This is a genomic window from Bacillus mexicanus, assembly GCF_050445615.1.
GTDB classification, from domain to species: domain Bacteria; phylum Bacillota; class Bacilli; order Bacillales; family Bacillaceae; genus Bacillus; species Bacillus mexicanus.
Genome location: NZ_JBCEYV010000001.1, coordinates 649,568 through 666,189, shown reverse-complemented (window position 1 = coordinate 666,189; position 16,622 = coordinate 649,568). Strand labels below are relative to the sequence as shown.

Sequence of the window (16,622 nt, the reverse complement as noted above, 5' to 3'; positions counted from 1 at the left end):
ACGGGCTTGTACCAACACATTAACCCAGTTCAATATCGGCAGAATAAATTTTTTTGATACCTTCTTGCGTTTCTAAAAGAAGCACGCCTTCATCGTCTATACCTAGCGCCTTCCCGTAAAAGGTTCCTTTTAACGTTCTGGCTCTCATATTTGTGCCGATTCCCAGCGCATAGCTTTCCCATAAAAGCTTAATCGGCGTAAAACCATAAGTCATATAATCCCGATACCTTTTTTCAAAGCAAAGTAAAATATGCTGGATGACACCGGACCGGTCAATTTTTTCTCCGGCAGCTTGGCTGAGGCTTGTCGCGATGTCCTTCAGTTCCTCTGGAAAATCATCAGGCTGCTGGTTTACGTTAATGCCCATCCCGATGATAACTGAACGTACGCGGTCTTCCTCAGCCTGCATTTCTGTTAAGATGCCGACTGTTTTTTTTCCGTTAATCAAAATATCGTTAGGCCATTTAATATCAGTTTGAATGCCTGCTGCCTCTTCTATCCCCTGCACAACAGCTACTGCAGCAAGCAATGTGAGCTGCGGTGTTTTTTGAAGCGGGATGTCTGGCCGCAAAATCAGGCTCATCCAGATGCCGTTCCCCTCTTGAGAGTGCCATACCCTAGACATCCGCCCCCTGCCAGCTGTTTGTTTGTCAGCCACTATGAGCGTGCCTTCAGGTGCGTTATTATTCGCAAGCTCATGCGCCGTTTTTTGTGTGCTTGATATAATGTCTTGATAAATAAGATGCTGGCCCATCACTTCTGTTTTCAAACCGAAGCGAATCTCACTTTCACTGAGTTTACCAGGCTTTTTAATGAGCCGATATCCTTTTCTTCTAACGGCTTCTACTTCATAGCCCTCTTTACGAAGCTCTTCAATATGCTTCCACACAGCAGTTCGGGAACAGCCGAGGGCGTCACTGATTTTTTGGCCGGAAATAAACTCACTTCCGGCCTGAGAAAATAATTCAATAAGGTCTATTCTTAATGTTGACCGCATGTCTTCAGCCACTCCTCTATGTGTTTCTTTTGATTGGAGAGCTTTCCTGTCACAACAGCCTGCTCGATCCGCTGTAATTCTTCCGACACCCATTTCCCGGCAGGCCGGTCGCGAAGCGCAAGCAAATCCTTGCCAGTGATATCAAGATCCTTAAGGCTTTTGATCGGCAGGCTTTGATAAGCGCTTTGAATATCCTTTAGTTTTTCATCATCCAGTTTTTTGTTTTGCCGAAGCTGTGCTATTTTGACTGCTGAAAGAAGTGATTTTTCTCCAGCTTTATACATTGAAATGGCGTCCAGAGCCTGTCCAAACGTATGGGCAATGTGAATGGCTTCCTTCATCACTTTTCCCGGGAGCTTCCAAGCTTTCAGGAAAAGCGGCGCGTCTTTCAAATCTATTTCAAGATGAATTAAAATCGCAGACCAAAGCTCTTCACGGGATGTTAAACAGCAAAACGGAAACTCACTCGCCGCGAGCAGGTTCTCTCGTTTATCATAAAAACCAGGCAGTTCTTCGTAAAGCCCCGTTTGAATGAGTGTGCGGAGCGCCTGCCCGGAGCCTCTTCCTTGCAGCAGTTTCTCAAACTCGATTGTTTTTCGTTCAACTGATACATGGGATAGCAGTGATTTTTCTTTCGCAATGGCTTCTTCTGTTTCTAATGAAAGCGTAAAGCCAAGCTGACTCATAAAACGTACGGCTCTCAGCATACGAAGCGCATCTTCTTGAAACCTGTCCTCAGGCTTTCCGACGGTTCGAATCAGTTTCTGATCAATATCTTTTTTACCGCCAAAATAATCAAGCACCTTCCCATCCGCTGTCATAGCCATCGCATTAATCGTCAAATCTCTGCGTTTTAAATCCTCTTCTAATGATGTGATAAATTGCACGTCTGACGGTCTTCTATAATCTTCATATTCTGATTCAGTCCGGAATGTCGTGACTTCATAAGTTTCATCTTCCCAGAGCACAATAATTGTCCCGTGTTCTTTGCCTACATCAACTGTCCGCTGAAACAGCCTTTCTACTTGATCTGGCTCCGCATCAGTTGCAATATCGACATCTCCGATGGTTCGTTTCATGTAGCTGTCACGAACTGCTCCCCCGACAAAATAAGCTTGGTGGCCCGCTTCGATTAAGTTGTAGAGTACGGGAAGTGCTTTATTAAAAACTTGTTCCATGTCATCACTCCGGTTCTGCTAAATCGGCATAAATCTGTTCATATTGACTGACAATTTTTTGTGAAGAGAATTCATTTTTTAGCATTTCCATTGCCGCCTTTGTAAACCGCTTGCTTAGTTGTTCATCTTCTAAAATACTCAGCGCACAGGCTGTTGCTGCTGCAACATCTCCCACATCCACTAAAAAGCCGCTCTCATTATTCTTAATTACTTCTGGGATACCGCCAATGTTTGTTCCGATACAAGGCACCCCGCAAGCCATCGCTTCAAGCAGGACAAGGCCGAAACTTTCTTTTTCAGACAGCAGCAGCTTTAGATCGCTAATGGAATAAAGTTCCTCAACACGATCTTGATTTCCAAGCATTAATACTTGGTTTTCCAATCCATATTGTCTGACAAGCTCACAGGCTGTTGATTTCTCCGGACCGTCTCCGACTAAAAGCAGCTTCGCTTTCGTTTTGCCGGCAATATTACGGAACACACGGATAACATCCTGCACACGTTTGACCTTTCTGAAGTTGGACACATGGATAACGACTTTTTCGTCTGGTAAAATCCCATGTTTCTCTTTAATCGACGCAGTGTTTTTCTTCAGATATACACGCTCGTCTATAAAGTTATAAATTGTTTCAATTTTTTTCTCCGGTTTAATTAAATCGTACGTTTCAGCTGCGAGCGCTGAAGAGACAGCAGTCACCCTGTCTGATGCCTCAATGGCAAAACGGATAAGGTCTTTTAGAGACGGGTCATAGCCTAACACTGTGATATCCGTGCCGTGCAAGGTGGTTACAATGCCGATATGGCGTTTCAGCATCTGCTTCGCAAGATAAGCGCACACGGCATGCGGGAGAGCATAATGAGCATGAATAATGTCTAAATTCTCTCGTTCTGCCACCTCAGCGATTTTGCTTGCTAATGTTAAATCATACGGAGGATACTTAAAAACAGCATATTGATTAACCTCAACTTCATGGAAATGAATATTGGGGTGATATGTATTCAGTCTAAACGGAATGCTTGACGTGATGAAGTGTATTTCATGTCCCTTTTCAGCAAGCTGCTTCCCCAGTTCTGTCGCAATGATGCCTGAGCCTCCGACGCTCGGATAGCATGTGATCCCTATTTTCAACTTTTTCATTGTTTGCCCCCAAACACATCATGATTGAGCATCAGCATCCGTTTGGAAAAGAAACCCTCAGCATACTCCACACCCGCTTCTTTGCCATAAAGCTTTTCTCTCGCTTCAATCATCTCAATATAGCCATTTGTCAAAGGTGTTGAAACTGAATCCTTTGATGGTGCAAACTGGCTTTTGTAGGCGTTAAGGCTTTGTTTTTTGGCCTCTATCGTATCTGAGATATCAATGACAAAATCAGGCTGATGAAAACCATTTATCATATAGTAGTAAACCTTGTTTACTTTATGTGCTGGAAGGCTTTTTTCGTCTTTATATTTGTGGATTCCTGCGGAAAAGATTGCTTCTTCCACCAGTGCAGCTGCATTGCCGTGATCCGGATGGCGATCCTTTTTATACGGCATAAAGACCGCTTTGGGCCGACAGGTTCTGATGACACTGACAATCTCTCGAATGGTCTGGTCACTCATCATCAGGCCGCGATCCGGAAGCGTCAGCTGAATTCTTTTATCTGCACCTAATATACGTGCTGCTTCAGCAGCTTCTTCTTTACGTAAACTGACCGTTCCGTTTGAAGAAAGTTCTGCTCCAGTTAAATCGCATATCATGACTTTTTTTCCTTGTTTGACAAACTTCGCGATTGCGCCGCCCATTCCGATCTCGACATCATCGCTGTGGGCGCCAAACGCAAGAACGTCAGCATTATACATTCGGTTCTTCTCCCCGAAGAAGGTTTCGGAATTCAAAAACACCTTCATCAAGTGTGCGGACAAGAATCTCCGCAGTACCCATATTTGTAGCGAGCGGAATGGAATACACATCACATAACCGGATTAATGCCGAGACATCCGGTTCGTGCGGCTGCGCGGTCAGCGGGTCGCGCAAAAAGATGACAAGATCGAGCGCATTGGCCGCGATCAATGCGCCGATTTGCTGGTCTCCCCCTAAAGGGCCGGATTGAAAACGTTCAATTTGAAGACCTGTCGCCTCTTGAATTTTCAATCCTGTTGTACCGGTTGCGTATAGATCATGATGACTCAAAATATCCCGATAGGCAGTCGTAAATTGAACCATATCTTGTTTTTTCTTATCATGCGCGATCAAAGCAATTTTCATCGTTCATCCCCCTGTCTAATCAATGATATTTTCTAAGCCGTATACAAGCTGATCAATCTTCATGACTTGTTCGACTGACAGTTTAACACCAGACATGAAAGAAGCACGGTTATAGGAATCGTGGCGAATCTGAAGCGTTTGCCCATCCATGCCAAACATGACTTCCTGATGTGCGATCAATCCCGGTAGACGGACACTGTGCAAGCGAATGCCGTTTTGCTCCGCCCCTCTCGCTCCTGGGAGAATTTCTTTTTCATCTGGATGTCCTTGCTGCTTTTCTTGACGGACTTCTGAAATCATTTCCGCTGTTTTAAGCGCCGTTCCGCTTGGAGCGTCAAGCTTCTTGTCATGGTGAAGCTCAATAATCTCGACATCCTCAAAGTAGTTGGCAGCCATTTTCGAAAATTTCATCATCAGCACCGCACCAAGCGCAAAGTTTGGAGCGATGATGGCTCCGATGCCTTTCTCTTCTGTTAAGGTCATGAGCTCTTTTAGATCAGCTTCTGAAAATCCAGTTGTTCCGACAACCGGGCGAACGCCGTGCTCTAATGCGATTTTAGTATGTATTTTCCCGATTTCAGGCGTCGTTAAATCAATTAAGACATCGGGCTGTGTTTCTGCAAAACAGGCCCGGATATCAGTGTAAATCAGAGCATCTGACTCTACAGCCATCACATCTGATAACTTTTGCTGGTCGTATGTGTGGTCGATGGCCCCGACAAGGTGAAAATGAGGTGTTCGTTCCGTCAATTTAACAGCTTCCTGCCCCATTCTTCCACGCGGTCCTGCAATGACTACTTTAATTGTCTCGTTTGGCATCTTGATCTCCTCTACTTTCCTTCTTCTTTTCTGGTCCAGCGGTCTTTATCTCTCGTATTAAATTTATGCATGACTCGGTCGTGGGCTTCCTCTAATGAGATATCAAGAGAGTTTGCTAAACAAACCAATACAAACAGCACATCACCCATTTCCTCTTCCATGCTTTTATCATCTTCAGTCGCTTTTTTTGGTTTTTCACCATAGCGATGATTCACTTCTCTGGCAAGCTCGCCCAGTTCTTCGGTCAGCCTCGCCATCATGGCAAGCGGGCTGAAATATCCTTCTTTAAATTGGCCGATATAACGATCTACTTCAGCCTGTATGTCTTTCATTGTTTTATCACTCACTAAACGAAACCTCCTATCATCCTCTTACATGTTAGCTAATTCAGATACGTTTGACAAATGTTTAAGCACGTTTGCTGTTTTCTTTTTCATCCACTATAATATAAACGCTATCTAATGGAAGGAAAAGGGGTTTTGTGTGATGCTGGGAGAAATTAGATTAAAAAACATATTTTTTATTTTAATCGGAGCAGCGATTTTTTCATTTGGCTTAGTTCACTTCAATATGCAGAACAATCTGGCTGAGGGCGGTTTTACAGGTATTACACTTCTGCTTTATGCCCTTTTCCATATCAGCCCCTCTATCTCGAATCTGGTTTTGAACATTCCGATTTTTTTTATCGGCTGGCGTTTGCTTGGCAGGACAATGTTCGTTTATACCCTTGTCGGCACAGTAGCTTTGTCTCTGTTCCTCAGCATCTTTCAGCGATATGAAATACACATGCCGCTTCAGCACGACTTAGCGCTCGCTGCTTTATTTGCCGGCGTGTTTATCGGAGCCGGATTAGGCATTATTTTTAAGTTCGGCGGGACAACAGGCGGGGTTGATATCATCGCCCGTTTGGTCAATAAGTATTTTGGGGTTCCTATGGGAAGAACGATGTTTGCTTTCGATGCCTGTGTCATCATTTTGTCTTTGCTTACTTATCTCTCCTACAAAGAAGCGATGTATACCCTTGTGGCTGTATTTGTAGCTGCCAGATTAATTGATTTTATTCAAGAAGGCGGATACGCTGCTAAAGGCGCTACGATTATCTCTGCGAAAAACGATCTGATCCAGAAAAAGATTCTTGAAGAAATGGAACGGGGCGTCACCATTTTGAAAGGGCAGGGTTCCTATACAAAAGAGGATTTAGATGTGCTTTATTGTGTCGTGCCGAAAAACGAATTGGTAATGCTGAAAAGTGTGATTAACACAATTGATCCTCATGCCTTTGTAGCGGTCAGCGATGTCCACGATGTGCTTGGAGAAGGATTCACGCTGGACGAAAATAAAAATCCGCTTCCGCGCTGACATTTGATAAAAAAGAGGCGGCTGCAGCCGCCTCTTTTCCTTATTTAGGGTAATCCCGTTTTTTTAGCTTATTTTTCTCCGCTTTATACTTTCTGTAGCCGACATAGCTCAGAGCTGTAATGATGATACTGCCGGTGGTGATGATCACCCAGAGTAAAGACGGATCGGCATCATCCTCTTCCACCCTGTCAAATACATTTTTCAGATCTTGCTGGAGAAGAGAAAGCCGCTCAAGCTTTGTGCTCTCAGTCATTTGCTGAAATTCCTCTTGCCCAATGACGTCTATATGTTTTCCGACAGTTTCAAGCTGATCCTCTGATACATCAATTGTAAGACTGGGGTAAATCAAATCATATAGACTGATAAATTCATTCCATTTTTCATGAAAGCTCGTACTTTCATTTTTTTGAACACCTTGCTTCAGTTCAGCAAAGGCTTCCATAATCGGTCTTTCAAGTGAGCTCCAAAGCGGATCAGATCGATTATCAACAGCGTCCATCAGCATTCTGAACTGCGCGGCTGCTCTCCGTTTTTGCTCATCTGATGTATCAGCCTGTTTCAAACTCCGTACCATATCATTATAGCCCAATGTAATTTGACGAATTTGAGCTCCAGTTAACATGAGGTCTTGATTTTTTTTCTCAGCAGATTTTAATGTTTTTTCAAAATAAGCAAGGACTTGCAGTGCCTCTTCATATTTTGACTGGCGGGTCATTTGAAAAATCGTATCAGATAAATCGTTCAGCTCTTTGAGGCTTCCCCGCTCTGCAGCCTTGGCATTTCCATTATAAAAAATAAGAGCAATCAACAAACAGATCGTCAGCTTTCGTTTCATGCAGGTCCCTCCCACTCTCTCTCCTTACAGAATATGAAGAAAGGGACAAGGATAGACCAACATTGTCTTTACATCAGCTCAAGCTTCGTTTGCTTTTTCGAGACCACAAGGAAGTAAGCAAGCGCGATTGAAAAAATGCTTAGCCAAAATGTTCCGTACCCTATTTCAGTCATATAATCAGAAAGCATAGAGTACTGCGGCATCATATCAAACAAGTAGTCAATGACATCGTTATGCAGTGTCCAGACTGCAGCAATGGCAAGATGCCAAAAAGAAAAACGAAAATACGGACTGTACAACACGCCTTGGACTGCCATCGCAAAATGCGAGGCAATCAGCATATACCCCTCCCACGGCAGGTCACCTGTTACACCTAATACAAGAAAATTCATAGCGGCCGCCCACAGGCCATATTTCACTAGGGTGACGAGCGCCAGCGCCTCAAAGAGCGAAGCATTCCGTTTCATAATAAAGGCGAGCAGCACAAACAGAAAGAAAAACGTTGCTGTCGGGCTGTCCGGAACAAAAATCAGGAAGCGTGCCGGTGTTTCTGCCAGCTGCGGCAAGTACCAATAATATCCGTAAACTGTTCCCAGAAAATTGATCATTAAGACAAGAATAAGCATTGGCCGCTGCCCTAATACATATTGAAACCATTTCACATCAAATCAACTCTCAGTCTGTAAAAATAATGTCTCCATATAAAAAAGCTGACGCCGAGTCAGCTTTTGATAATAAAAGTATATCCTTCCATTTCACAATTCACAATACGTTATTTTGCGGTTGTTTCAGAAATGAATTTCGCAAGTTCTTTGAGCTGCTCATCATTCCCCTTAAACACGCCTGCCGGCATTTTACCTTTCCCTTCAACAGCGATTTTTTCGATTTCTTCCGGCTTCAGTCCGCTGTCAACCAACGAAGGTCCGGCCGCTCCCCCTTGGAGGTTATCTCCATGGCAAGAAATACAGCCCTGTTCCTTAAAAACCTTATATCCTTCCGTATTGGTGTCAATGTCGGCTTCTTTTGTGATTTTCCCCTGTTCTTCTGCTTTGGCCCAGTCGTGAGTAGCAACTGACTGCCACGTCAAAAATACAGCTGCGGAAATAGCCAAAAGCATCATACCGACAGCAACAGGACGCTTCCACGGCCTTCTTTCTGTTCCTCTGTCAAGGAATGGCGCCAAAAGCAGCGCACCAAAAGCGAGCCCCGGCATAATCATGGCACCAACCACTGTGAAACTTCCGGCCGCGTATTCATACTTCAACAGCTGATATAAGAAAAGAAAATACCAATCCGGCAGCGGAATATAACCAGTATCAGTCGGGTCCGCCATCCGCTCTAAAGGCGGCTGATGCACTATCGTCAAAACAAGAAAACCGATCAGAAAGACAGCGCCGACCATCCATTCCTTCAACAAAAAATTCGGCCAGAAAGCCTCTGTTTTGCCGGGATACTCCGAATAATCCTTCGGTATGTTCGGCTTTTTTTCAGCCGGTATCCTTGAGTCGCCCACAAATTTCATCCCTTTGCCCCGGTGCATGTCATCCCCTCCCTTTTATTCGCAGATCAAGATTTTAAAGCGGTCCTGAAATCCCCTGCTTCCGGATCATAATAAAATGTGCAGCCATGAGCCCGAACAATGCGGCAGGAAGAAAAAATACATGGATCGCAAAAAACCTAGTCAGCGTTTGGGCTCCTACAATATCCGGATGCCCCGCAAGGAGTGTTTTGATTTGCGTCCCGATTAAAGGCGTGGCTTCAGCGATCTGCAGCCCGACTTTTGTAGCAAACAAAGCCTTCATGTCCCAAGGAAGCAAGTAGCCTGTAAAGCCAAGCCCGAGCATGACAAAAAAGATCAAGACACCGACAATCCAGTTCAGTTCGCGCGGCTTTTTATACGCCCCTTGGAAAAAGACCCTAAGTGTATGTAAAAACATCATTACAATGACTAGGCTCGCACCCCAATGATGCATCCCCCTGACGATCTGACCGAATGCCACTTCATTTTGTAAATAATATACCGATTCCCAGGCATTTTTGATATCAGGCACATAATACATCGTTAAAAACATTCCAGATAACACTTGGATAACGGTTACAAAAAACGTCAGCCCTCCAAAGCAATACACAAACGCCGAAAAATGGTGAGCGGGATTTACATGTTCCGGTACTTCGTGATCGGCAATATCCCTCCACATCGGTGTAATATCAAGCCGCTCATCTACCCAGTCATAAATTTTGTTCAGCATGTCACCCTTCCCCCTTAGGCTTTGCTTTTCCAAGATACAGGAAGCCGTCTTTTACTTCTTGCTCATAATGATCAAGAGGCGCAAGCGGCGGTGTGCCCGGGACATTGGTGCCGTCCTTTTCATAGAGTCCATAATGGCATGGACAAAAGAATTTATTCGGATTTTTAGGATCACTATTCCAGTTCACCGTACATCCTAAGTGCTTGCAAATTGGCGAAAGTGCTACAATTTCTTCCCCATTTTTGAAGACCCAGGCTGATCTTGACTCTTCTGATTCATACCAGGCATCGACTTGATTAATTTTGAAATCAAAGCGCTGCGGCTCTTTTGTCAGTTCATCTACGCTGACAACCTGAACCATGTCCTGCTTGCCTGTCGATTTTAATACCGGGTCGAGTGCAAAGCGAACCATCGGCATGAGCATACTAGCCGCCATAAACCCCCCTACGCCTGTGAGCGTATAATTCAAAAATTGACGTCTGGATATATCATGTTTGCCCATCTCTTCTCCCCCCCTCTAGAACACCCCTGTAAACTGACTAAAATAGAAAATATTGCAATACCTTTAGACACCCTCATAATATATGAATCTCTCAGCAAGGTCAATATAGCCAAAATATTGTTTATAAGGAAATGTAAGTGTTTTTATATATTGCTCCACAACTGTAACAAAACGTTCAAAATTTCAGCGGTACGTTCATCTAATATTTTTCTTTTTAAGGAGTCATTTACATGCTCTAATGGTATAGACGGCGTAACAATGATTTTGCCTAATGCATCCTCACTTTTCCAATTTTCTTCAGATGTAAGCAGTACAACATGAGAAAATTCTGATATCAGCTCTTCCCGCAAATTCTTGAGCCCTTGAACAGTTATTTCATTTCTATCAACATATGTATAAGGGGGCAGCAAATATACCCGTCCCTTTAACTGCCTTTCCAGTTCTTCTGCCAGAAGCTGAATGAACTCGCCTTTCTCAGCCGCCATTTTAAAATGACTCCCTGTTTTTATGTTAATTATTGGAATGATAGCGGTATCAATGTAATCTTTAGATTGTAAATAGTCCTTGGCATCGCTGATTCTCCACCTCATTGTTTTCCCCCTTTACGACAACTAGCCTTGCAATACGCTGCAAGGCTGGTCATATTATGTGAGCTGATTCAATTGGCGCGATAGTTGTTCAAAGGCAGCTTTATCATGACGATCTAACGCGGCATCAATGTCTTTTAATAATTTTTCTCTTTGGAAGGTAGAAATAGCATGCTCCAAAAATTGTTCAGCCAGTCCCTGATCTTTTTTGTTTCCAAACAGATCCTTCGGAATATGAGGATTGGATTCCAATACAGCCGCATACTCAGGTGAGCTGTAAGCTGAACGGAAATTAAGCTGGATAAACAAATCCTGCTGCTTATTTAATCTAATATCATGAAAAGATTTTTCAGCGTCGGTTGTCATGATATTCTCTTTATAGAACCGAAACGGAACTTCTTCCACACAATGTGTTGACATAATGATGCCTCTCGGGCAAAATTCGGCCTGCTCCACAAAATGAACCTTCTCCATGAGAGAATCATGGCTCATTAAGTAGTTCAAAATCCAAACGCATTCTCGGCGCTTTAACTGATAATGGTTTAAAAACCAACGGATAAAATCTTTTTTCTCATTGACAGAAACAGGGGTCTGCATGTAATTCCCTCCTCTATCGTTCGTATAATTTATATACTTATATGTTCCACATATATGGTGAGCATTCCTGCTTACCTAGAAAATTCATCCTCGATTCGCAAAATCGTTTCTTCCAGCTCTTCATTGGCCCCGTCAATTTCAAGAACCTTTTTCAAAAGCGGCAACGCTTCTTTTTGCAGACCTTCTTCTAACAGGAAGCTTGCGTATTCATATAAGAAATCTCTGTCCTCCCTGTAATGAAGAAAGGCAGTTTCAAAAGATTGTTTTGCTTTTTCGTATTCCTCTAATTCGGTATAAGCGCTCGCCAGATACCAATTGTATTTCGGATCTTCTTCTCCATAGCCGCTAACCTCTTGAATCAGATCAATGATTTGTTCATAATCCTCTTCTTTATGATATACAGCAAGAAGTGTATGAAGGGCCTCGACGAAGCCAGGATCGAGCGCGAGCGCCTCCTGAAGTAGATTTTTCCCATCTTCTGGATTCCCGATTTTCAAGGCCATTTTTGCGGCATAGAGGTAAAGCTCTTTGTTATACTCATCGTAATTGATACCCTCTTTTGCCGTTTTGAATGCCTCTTCATACATTCCTTCAGCTTCATAGCTTTTCGAAAGCGGCATATAAAGTGAAGAATAAGAAGGATCAAGCTCTTTTAAATCAGACAGCTGCTTAATAGCTGTTTTCACAAGCCCTGCCTGTAATGCTGTAAATCCATAACCAAAAATCGTGTTAGGATCAGGATTCTCATCAGCGGCTTTCTCATACCATTGAATGGCATCCTCAAATTCACCTGAGGTACTTAACGATTCGGCCAGTCTCTGATGGACATTAACGCCCCCAATCTCACTCTGCACCTCAGCCGTTGTTTTAAAATATTGAACCGCTTTTGCATAGGCTCCCTGCGTAAAGTAAAGTTCCCCCAGTGCAAAATCAATGATGGGTTCACTGTCCAGAATGGACTTTGCTTGTAAAAGCTTTTGTTCACTGACTTCGAATAACCCCTGCATCTGATAAAGATCTGCCATAAGCAGCAAACTTTCCGGATATGATGGATCTGTTTCCGGAATGGTTTCCAGCACAGTAAGGGCTTTTTCTTCTTCGTCAATATCTATTAAAAGTTCGGCATAAAAATTCGTCAGTTCTGTCTCGTTTGGATATAAATCATGTAAATCACTGATCAGCGAAATCGCTTTCTCCACATTACCCCACTCGTAATAAAGCTGGGCTGCAATGGCTTTGTCTTCATCATGAAGCTGTTTCTCAGCTTTTGAGAGAGTGTTGAGGCCTTTTTCTGTTTCACCTGCTTCAACTAATTTTATGGCTTCTTGAATCAATGTATTCAAATCGAACCGGTCCTTTCTTTTCCTATACAACATCAACCATACAAAAAAGCTTTATTTGTTAGGGCTATCCTTATCATAATTCAGAGAAAAGCCCCCGGCAAATAAGATGCTTGCTGTACGGCAGGGAATTATTGAGTGTTATTAGTTTACCAAAAGTTTTTGTGATAGAAAATGAAAAAAGGAAGAATCGCCCCTCAGTACAGTAAAGCAGTTCGCTGACCTGCCGGCTTGTAAGTAAGCGCATCCCCCCTTTTCAATTTTCTTTTCTCTTTATAAGACAAGCTATGTTTTTTTGCCTCAGAATATGATTTTCACAGACAATCCGCACAAAAAATCCTGAAGCAAAATACCTCAGGATTTGTTAGAAAGCTTATTTAAATGCTTAAAGAAGGTTGGATAAGAAACGTGAATGGCTTCTGTCTGCTCGAGTTCAATCGGCTCTTCCGTTATACAGGAAGCGATGCCAAGCATCATTCCGATTCGATGATCCCCGTGGCTGGACACTGTTGCGCCGCCTTTCAATGTTTGTTTGCCATAAACCTTCATTCCATCTGCTGTCGGTTCAATCTCAGCACCCAGCTTACGAAGTTCGGAAACCACGGTGTCAATGCGGTTTGTTTCTTTTACCTTAAGCTCTGCCGCATCTTTAATAATAGTGGTCCCTTCCGCTTGAGTTGCGAGAAGCGCGATGATAGGGATTTCATCAATCAGGCGCGGAATGATGTCTCCTCCGATTTCAACAGCTTTTAAAGATGACGTTTCGATGATCAAATCTCCATATGGCTCTGCCCCGCTGTCAGCAGACGGTTTGATTTCAAGTTTTGCTCCCATATTTTGAAGGACGTCAATGATACCTGTCCGAGTCGGATTTAAACCTACATTTTTCAATACAATGCTGCTGTTTGGAACCATTGCACCTGCAGCAAGAAAAAATGCCGCTGAAGATATGTCTCCAGGAACAAAAATATCTGCAGCTGTCATTTTCTGGCCCCCGGTGATAGAAACGCTTGTTTGATCTTCAAAAAGCTTAACGCCAAAGGCAGAAAGCATTCGCTCCGTATGGTCTCGGGATTTATGAGGCTCTGTGACGGTTGTTGTCCCTTCAGCCTGTAATCCGGCCAGCAAAACAGCGGATTTAATTTGTGCACTTGCAACAGGTGATACATAATCAATGCCTTTTAATGAAGCGCCGCTCACAGATAGCGGGGTGAAGTCTCCTCCGGCTCTTCCGTCGATTTTAGCACCCATTTTTTTCAAAGGCTCTGTTACGCGCTTCATTGGGCGCTTCGCAATGCTCTCATCTCCGGCTACTGCACTGTAAAAAGGACGGCCCGCCAAAATACCGAGCATTAGGCGAATTGTTGTACCTGAATTCCCGACATCTAAAAAGCTTTCTGGCTCCCTCAGAGAATCGATTCCTTCACCGTAAATGACGACATCGCTGCCATTTTGCTCAATTTGCACACCCATTTTTCTAAAACAATCGATTGTGCTCAAACAATCCGCTCCCGGCAAAAAGTTTTTAACAGTTGTTGTGCCATTTGCCAGCGCACCAAACATGACAGAGCGGTGAGAAATGGATTTATCACCAGGAACGTGTATTTCTCCATGTAAGACCTGCACCTTTTCTCTTTTCATTTAAATCTCCACCTCAATCAGCATAAAAAGTTTTATATTCAGCCCGGGCTTCAATGCATTGTTCAGCCCGCTTCCGGTCATCATCCGTCTGAAAGCTGATCCTTAAAATTCCGTTAATATCTTCTCGTGTTTCAATAATGCGGATATTCGTGATACTGATGCGCTCCGCAGCTAAGATAGCTGTTATCTCAGAAATCACACCAGGATGATCAGGAACATCCACGTATAAATCATAAAATGCAGGTATCGCGCCTTTCTGCCGAAGCGGCAGCCCGTCGCGATAATCCTTAGCCGTTTTGAAATAACGAAATAGATGTTCCGCATCTTTCTGTTCTACATATGCTCGGATTTTCTCCATTTCACGAATCCACTCATCAAAACGATCCAAAATTTTATCTTTATTATGTAATAAAATATCCCGCCACATGGCCGGGCTGCTTGATGCAATCCTTGTAATATCCCTGAACCCGCCAGCTGCAAAACGTTTAACAAGCGGATAAAGTTCTTCAGAATGATGGGCTTGGTGAACGAGGCTTGCTGCGACTATATGCGGAAAATGACTAATAACACTCGTAACGCCATCATGTTCTTCAGGTGACATTTCCACAAAATGGGCATTTGTACCCTTCAGCAAATGTTGCAATTGCTCTACCGCTTGTCTCTCCGTTTTCTGTCCGGGCGTCAAAATATAAAATGCATTTTCAAACAGGAATTCCTTCGCAGCGGCCACCCCTGATTTATGTGAACCTGCCATCGGGTGGCCTCCGACAAATTGATAGCGGCTAGGCAGCACTTGATCAGCGTATTGAACCACTTTTTGCTTTGTGCTTCCGACATCGGTAATCAAAAGCTCATGTTCTATCCCTGAATGAGCCAGTTCATCGAGCATAAGCAGGGTTTGCGCAACAGGGGTCGCAATGATTACTGTCGTTGCCTCTTTTGCACCGCTAATAAACGAATCCGCACACTCGTCAATTACACCTAATTTTAATGCAGCTACTGCCTGTTCCTCAGAGATATCAATTCCGATGATCCGTTTGCCGGGATGATTTTTTTTGATCGCTAACGCAATCGAACCGCCTATCAACCCCAGGCCGGCGAGGAATATGGTATCTTTCATTCGATTCATCCATCATCACCTGGCTTATAGACTAAAGAGGTGATATGAGATCACCTCTTATAAAATTTCATCTAAAATAGAAATAATTTCTTTATTTTGCTCTTTTGTTCCAATCGTAATTCGGAGTGATGTCGGGAAGCCTAATGCATTTCCCGACCGGACAATATAACCTCTTTCCAGCAGAGCCTGAAACAGTTCATCAGAAGGACGGTTAAAATCAATCAGCACAAAGTTTGTCTGTGAAGGATAGCACTTTAAACCATGAGCCTTCGCAAAATCATAATATTGCTGAAGGCCTGCTTTATTTTGCTCGACACAGGCAGCAATAAACGCTTGATCATCAAGCGCTGCGATCGCCGCAGCCTGGCCCAGACGGCTTGTATTAAACGGCTCTCTCGCCGGCTCAATCTGGCGAATGAGGTTCTCGTCAGCAATTCCGTACCCGACTCTAAGCGCTGCCAGGCCGTAAGCTTTTGAAAATGTCCGCAAAATCATCAGATTGGAGTATTTGTTTAATAGCGGCACAGTTTCCGGATAATCTTCTTCTGTCACATATTCATAATATGCTTCGTCAAGAACAACGAGAACACGAGAAGGGACGCGTTCCAGAAATGCGAGCAATTCCCCTTCCGTTGTATAAGTGCCAGTCGGGTTATTCGGGCTGCATATCCAAACGACTTGTGTCTGTTCGTCAATCGCTTCCAGCATGGCGTCTAAATCATGTGAGGCGTCAGGACGAAGTGCGATTTCGCGAACTTCAGCGCCTTCTATGACCGCATTATGTTTATATTGCGGAAAAGTCGGGGCAGCGGTTATCGTGTTGGTTTTATCATGTAAAAATGCCCGACAGATGATCTGAATGATTTCATCTGAACCATTTCCGAAAATAAGTGATGTTTCGCTGACATTGAGATGCTCACTGAGCCTTGTCCGTAAAGCGGCGCTATATCCGTCCGGATAAAGCGCAAGCTGTTGAATTTCATGATGAAGTGCCTCTTTTACAACTTCCGAACAGCCATACGGATTCTCGTTTGAAGCAAGCTTCACAACTTTATCCAAGCCATATTCTGATTTTACTGCTTCAATCGGCTTACCTGGCTGATAAGGCTTCAGCTGTTTTAAATGTTCTTTGATTCGCAAATCCAGT

Annotated in this window: 19 protein-coding genes; 1 reads left to right on the top strand and 18 read right to left on the bottom strand. The window is 43.6% G+C overall.

Going from position 1 to position 16,622, the window contains the following annotated elements; all coding sequences use genetic code 11:
- Positions 1–19 precede the first annotated feature (19 nt).
- The 7 genes from AAGG74_RS03670 to AAGG74_RS03640 are packed head-to-tail and all read right to left on the bottom strand — an operon-like array spanning position 20 to position 5,592.
- Positions 20–997, bottom strand: coding sequence for a biotin--[acetyl-CoA-carboxylase] ligase (locus AAGG74_RS03670; RefSeq protein WP_162102637.1), 978 nt, complete (start codon positions 995–997; stop codon positions 20–22).
- Positions 982–2,175, bottom strand: coding sequence for a CCA tRNA nucleotidyltransferase (locus tag AAGG74_RS03665; protein ID WP_429674554.1), 1,194 nt, complete (start codon positions 2,173–2,175; stop codon positions 982–984). Before AAGG74_RS03665 ends, AAGG74_RS03670 begins: the two co-directional genes overlap by 16 nt.
- Before the next feature lie 4 nt (positions 2,176–2,179).
- The gene (gene bshA, locus AAGG74_RS03660; RefSeq protein ID WP_429674553.1) at positions 2,180–3,313 is read right to left on the bottom strand and encodes an N-acetyl-alpha-D-glucosaminyl L-malate synthase BshA; all 1,134 of its coding nucleotides are present in this window, start codon (positions 3,311–3,313) and stop codon (positions 2,180–2,182) included.
- The gene (gene bshB1 / locus AAGG74_RS03655) at positions 3,310–4,020 is read right to left on the bottom strand and encodes a bacillithiol biosynthesis deacetylase BshB1 (RefSeq protein WP_429674551.1); all 711 of its coding nucleotides are present in this window, start codon (positions 4,018–4,020) and stop codon (positions 3,310–3,312) included. The genes bshA and bshB1 overlap by 4 nt, the downstream gene beginning before the upstream one ends.
- Positions 4,013–4,426: a methylglyoxal synthase gene (gene mgsA, locus AAGG74_RS03650; RefSeq protein WP_162102633.1), complete on the bottom strand. Its 414-nt coding sequence runs from the start codon at positions 4,424–4,426 to the stop codon at positions 4,013–4,015. Before mgsA ends, bshB1 begins: the two co-directional genes overlap by 8 nt.
- 15 nt (positions 4,427–4,441) lie before the next feature.
- Positions 4,442–5,245, bottom strand: a complete 804-nt coding sequence (gene dapB / locus AAGG74_RS03645; protein ID WP_162102632.1) for a 4-hydroxy-tetrahydrodipicolinate reductase — start codon at positions 5,243–5,245, stop codon at positions 4,442–4,444.
- A gap of 11 nt (positions 5,246–5,256) precedes the next feature.
- Positions 5,257–5,592, bottom strand: a complete 336-nt coding sequence (locus AAGG74_RS03640) for a nucleotide pyrophosphohydrolase (protein ID WP_004398044.1) — start codon at positions 5,590–5,592, stop codon at positions 5,257–5,259.
- Between the two features lie 139 nt (positions 5,593–5,731).
- Here AAGG74_RS03640 and AAGG74_RS03635 point away from each other — a divergent pair, with 139 nt between their 5' ends.
- Entirely contained in the window at positions 5,732–6,604 is an 873-nt protein-coding gene (locus AAGG74_RS03635) for a YitT family protein (RefSeq protein ID WP_162102631.1), read from the top strand.
- 40 nt (positions 6,605–6,644) lie between these two features.
- On the opposite strand, the gene ypjB is transcribed toward AAGG74_RS03635, so the two are convergent.
- From ypjB to hisC, 11 genes are all read right to left on the bottom strand, one after another.
- Positions 6,645–7,439 carry a sporulation protein YpjB gene (gene ypjB / locus AAGG74_RS03630; RefSeq protein WP_162102630.1) on the bottom strand — a complete coding sequence of 265 codons (795 nt, stop codon included), beginning with the start codon at positions 7,437–7,439 and terminating at the stop codon, positions 6,645–6,647.
- 68 nt (positions 7,440–7,507) lie between these two features.
- Positions 7,508–8,101, bottom strand: a complete 594-nt coding sequence (gene lhaT, locus AAGG74_RS03625) for a lipoprotein heptaprenylglyceryl N-acetyltransferase LhaT (protein ID WP_202923595.1) — start codon at positions 8,099–8,101, stop codon at positions 7,508–7,510.
- Between the two features lie 110 nt (positions 8,102–8,211).
- Positions 8,212–8,979 carry a c-type cytochrome gene (locus tag AAGG74_RS03620; RefSeq protein ID WP_429674550.1) on the bottom strand — a complete coding sequence of 256 codons (768 nt, stop codon included), beginning with the start codon at positions 8,977–8,979 and terminating at the stop codon, positions 8,212–8,214.
- Between the two features lie 34 nt (positions 8,980–9,013).
- The gene (qcrB, locus tag AAGG74_RS03615; protein WP_162102628.1) at positions 9,014–9,688 is read right to left on the bottom strand and encodes a menaquinol-cytochrome c reductase cytochrome b subunit; all 675 of its coding nucleotides are present in this window, start codon (positions 9,686–9,688) and stop codon (positions 9,014–9,016) included.
- Position 9,689: 1 nt separating this feature from the next.
- On the bottom strand, positions 9,690–10,190 hold the full coding sequence (locus tag AAGG74_RS03610; protein WP_162102627.1) for a Rieske (2Fe-2S) protein: 501 nt from the start codon (positions 10,188–10,190) through the stop codon (positions 9,690–9,692).
- 143 nt (positions 10,191–10,333) lie between these two features.
- Positions 10,334–10,780 (bottom strand): YpiF family protein, encoded by a 447-nt coding sequence (locus tag AAGG74_RS03605; protein ID WP_162102626.1) that lies wholly within the window; start codon positions 10,778–10,780, stop codon positions 10,334–10,336.
- 54 nt (positions 10,781–10,834) lie between these two features.
- Complete coding sequence (locus AAGG74_RS03600) at positions 10,835–11,374, bottom strand: ReoY family proteolytic degradation factor (RefSeq protein ID WP_429674548.1); 540 nt, start codon at positions 11,372–11,374, stop codon at positions 10,835–10,837.
- A gap of 71 nt (positions 11,375–11,445) precedes the next feature.
- Positions 11,446–12,717 (bottom strand): tetratricopeptide repeat protein, encoded by a 1,272-nt coding sequence (locus AAGG74_RS03595; RefSeq protein ID WP_429674547.1) that lies wholly within the window; start codon positions 12,715–12,717, stop codon positions 11,446–11,448.
- Between the two features lie 351 nt (positions 12,718–13,068).
- Complete coding sequence (aroA, locus tag AAGG74_RS03590) at positions 13,069–14,355, bottom strand: 3-phosphoshikimate 1-carboxyvinyltransferase (RefSeq protein ID WP_429674546.1); 1,287 nt, start codon at positions 14,353–14,355, stop codon at positions 13,069–13,071.
- A 13-nt stretch (positions 14,356–14,368) separates the two neighbouring features.
- Entirely contained in the window at positions 14,369–15,484 is a 1,116-nt protein-coding gene (locus tag AAGG74_RS03585; RefSeq protein WP_429674545.1) for a prephenate dehydrogenase, read from the bottom strand.
- A gap of 48 nt (positions 15,485–15,532) precedes the next feature.
- Positions 15,533–16,615: a histidinol-phosphate transaminase gene (gene hisC / locus AAGG74_RS03580; protein ID WP_429674544.1), complete on the bottom strand. Its 1,083-nt coding sequence runs from the start codon at positions 16,613–16,615 to the stop codon at positions 15,533–15,535.
- Positions 16,616–16,622: the final 7 nt, after the last annotated feature.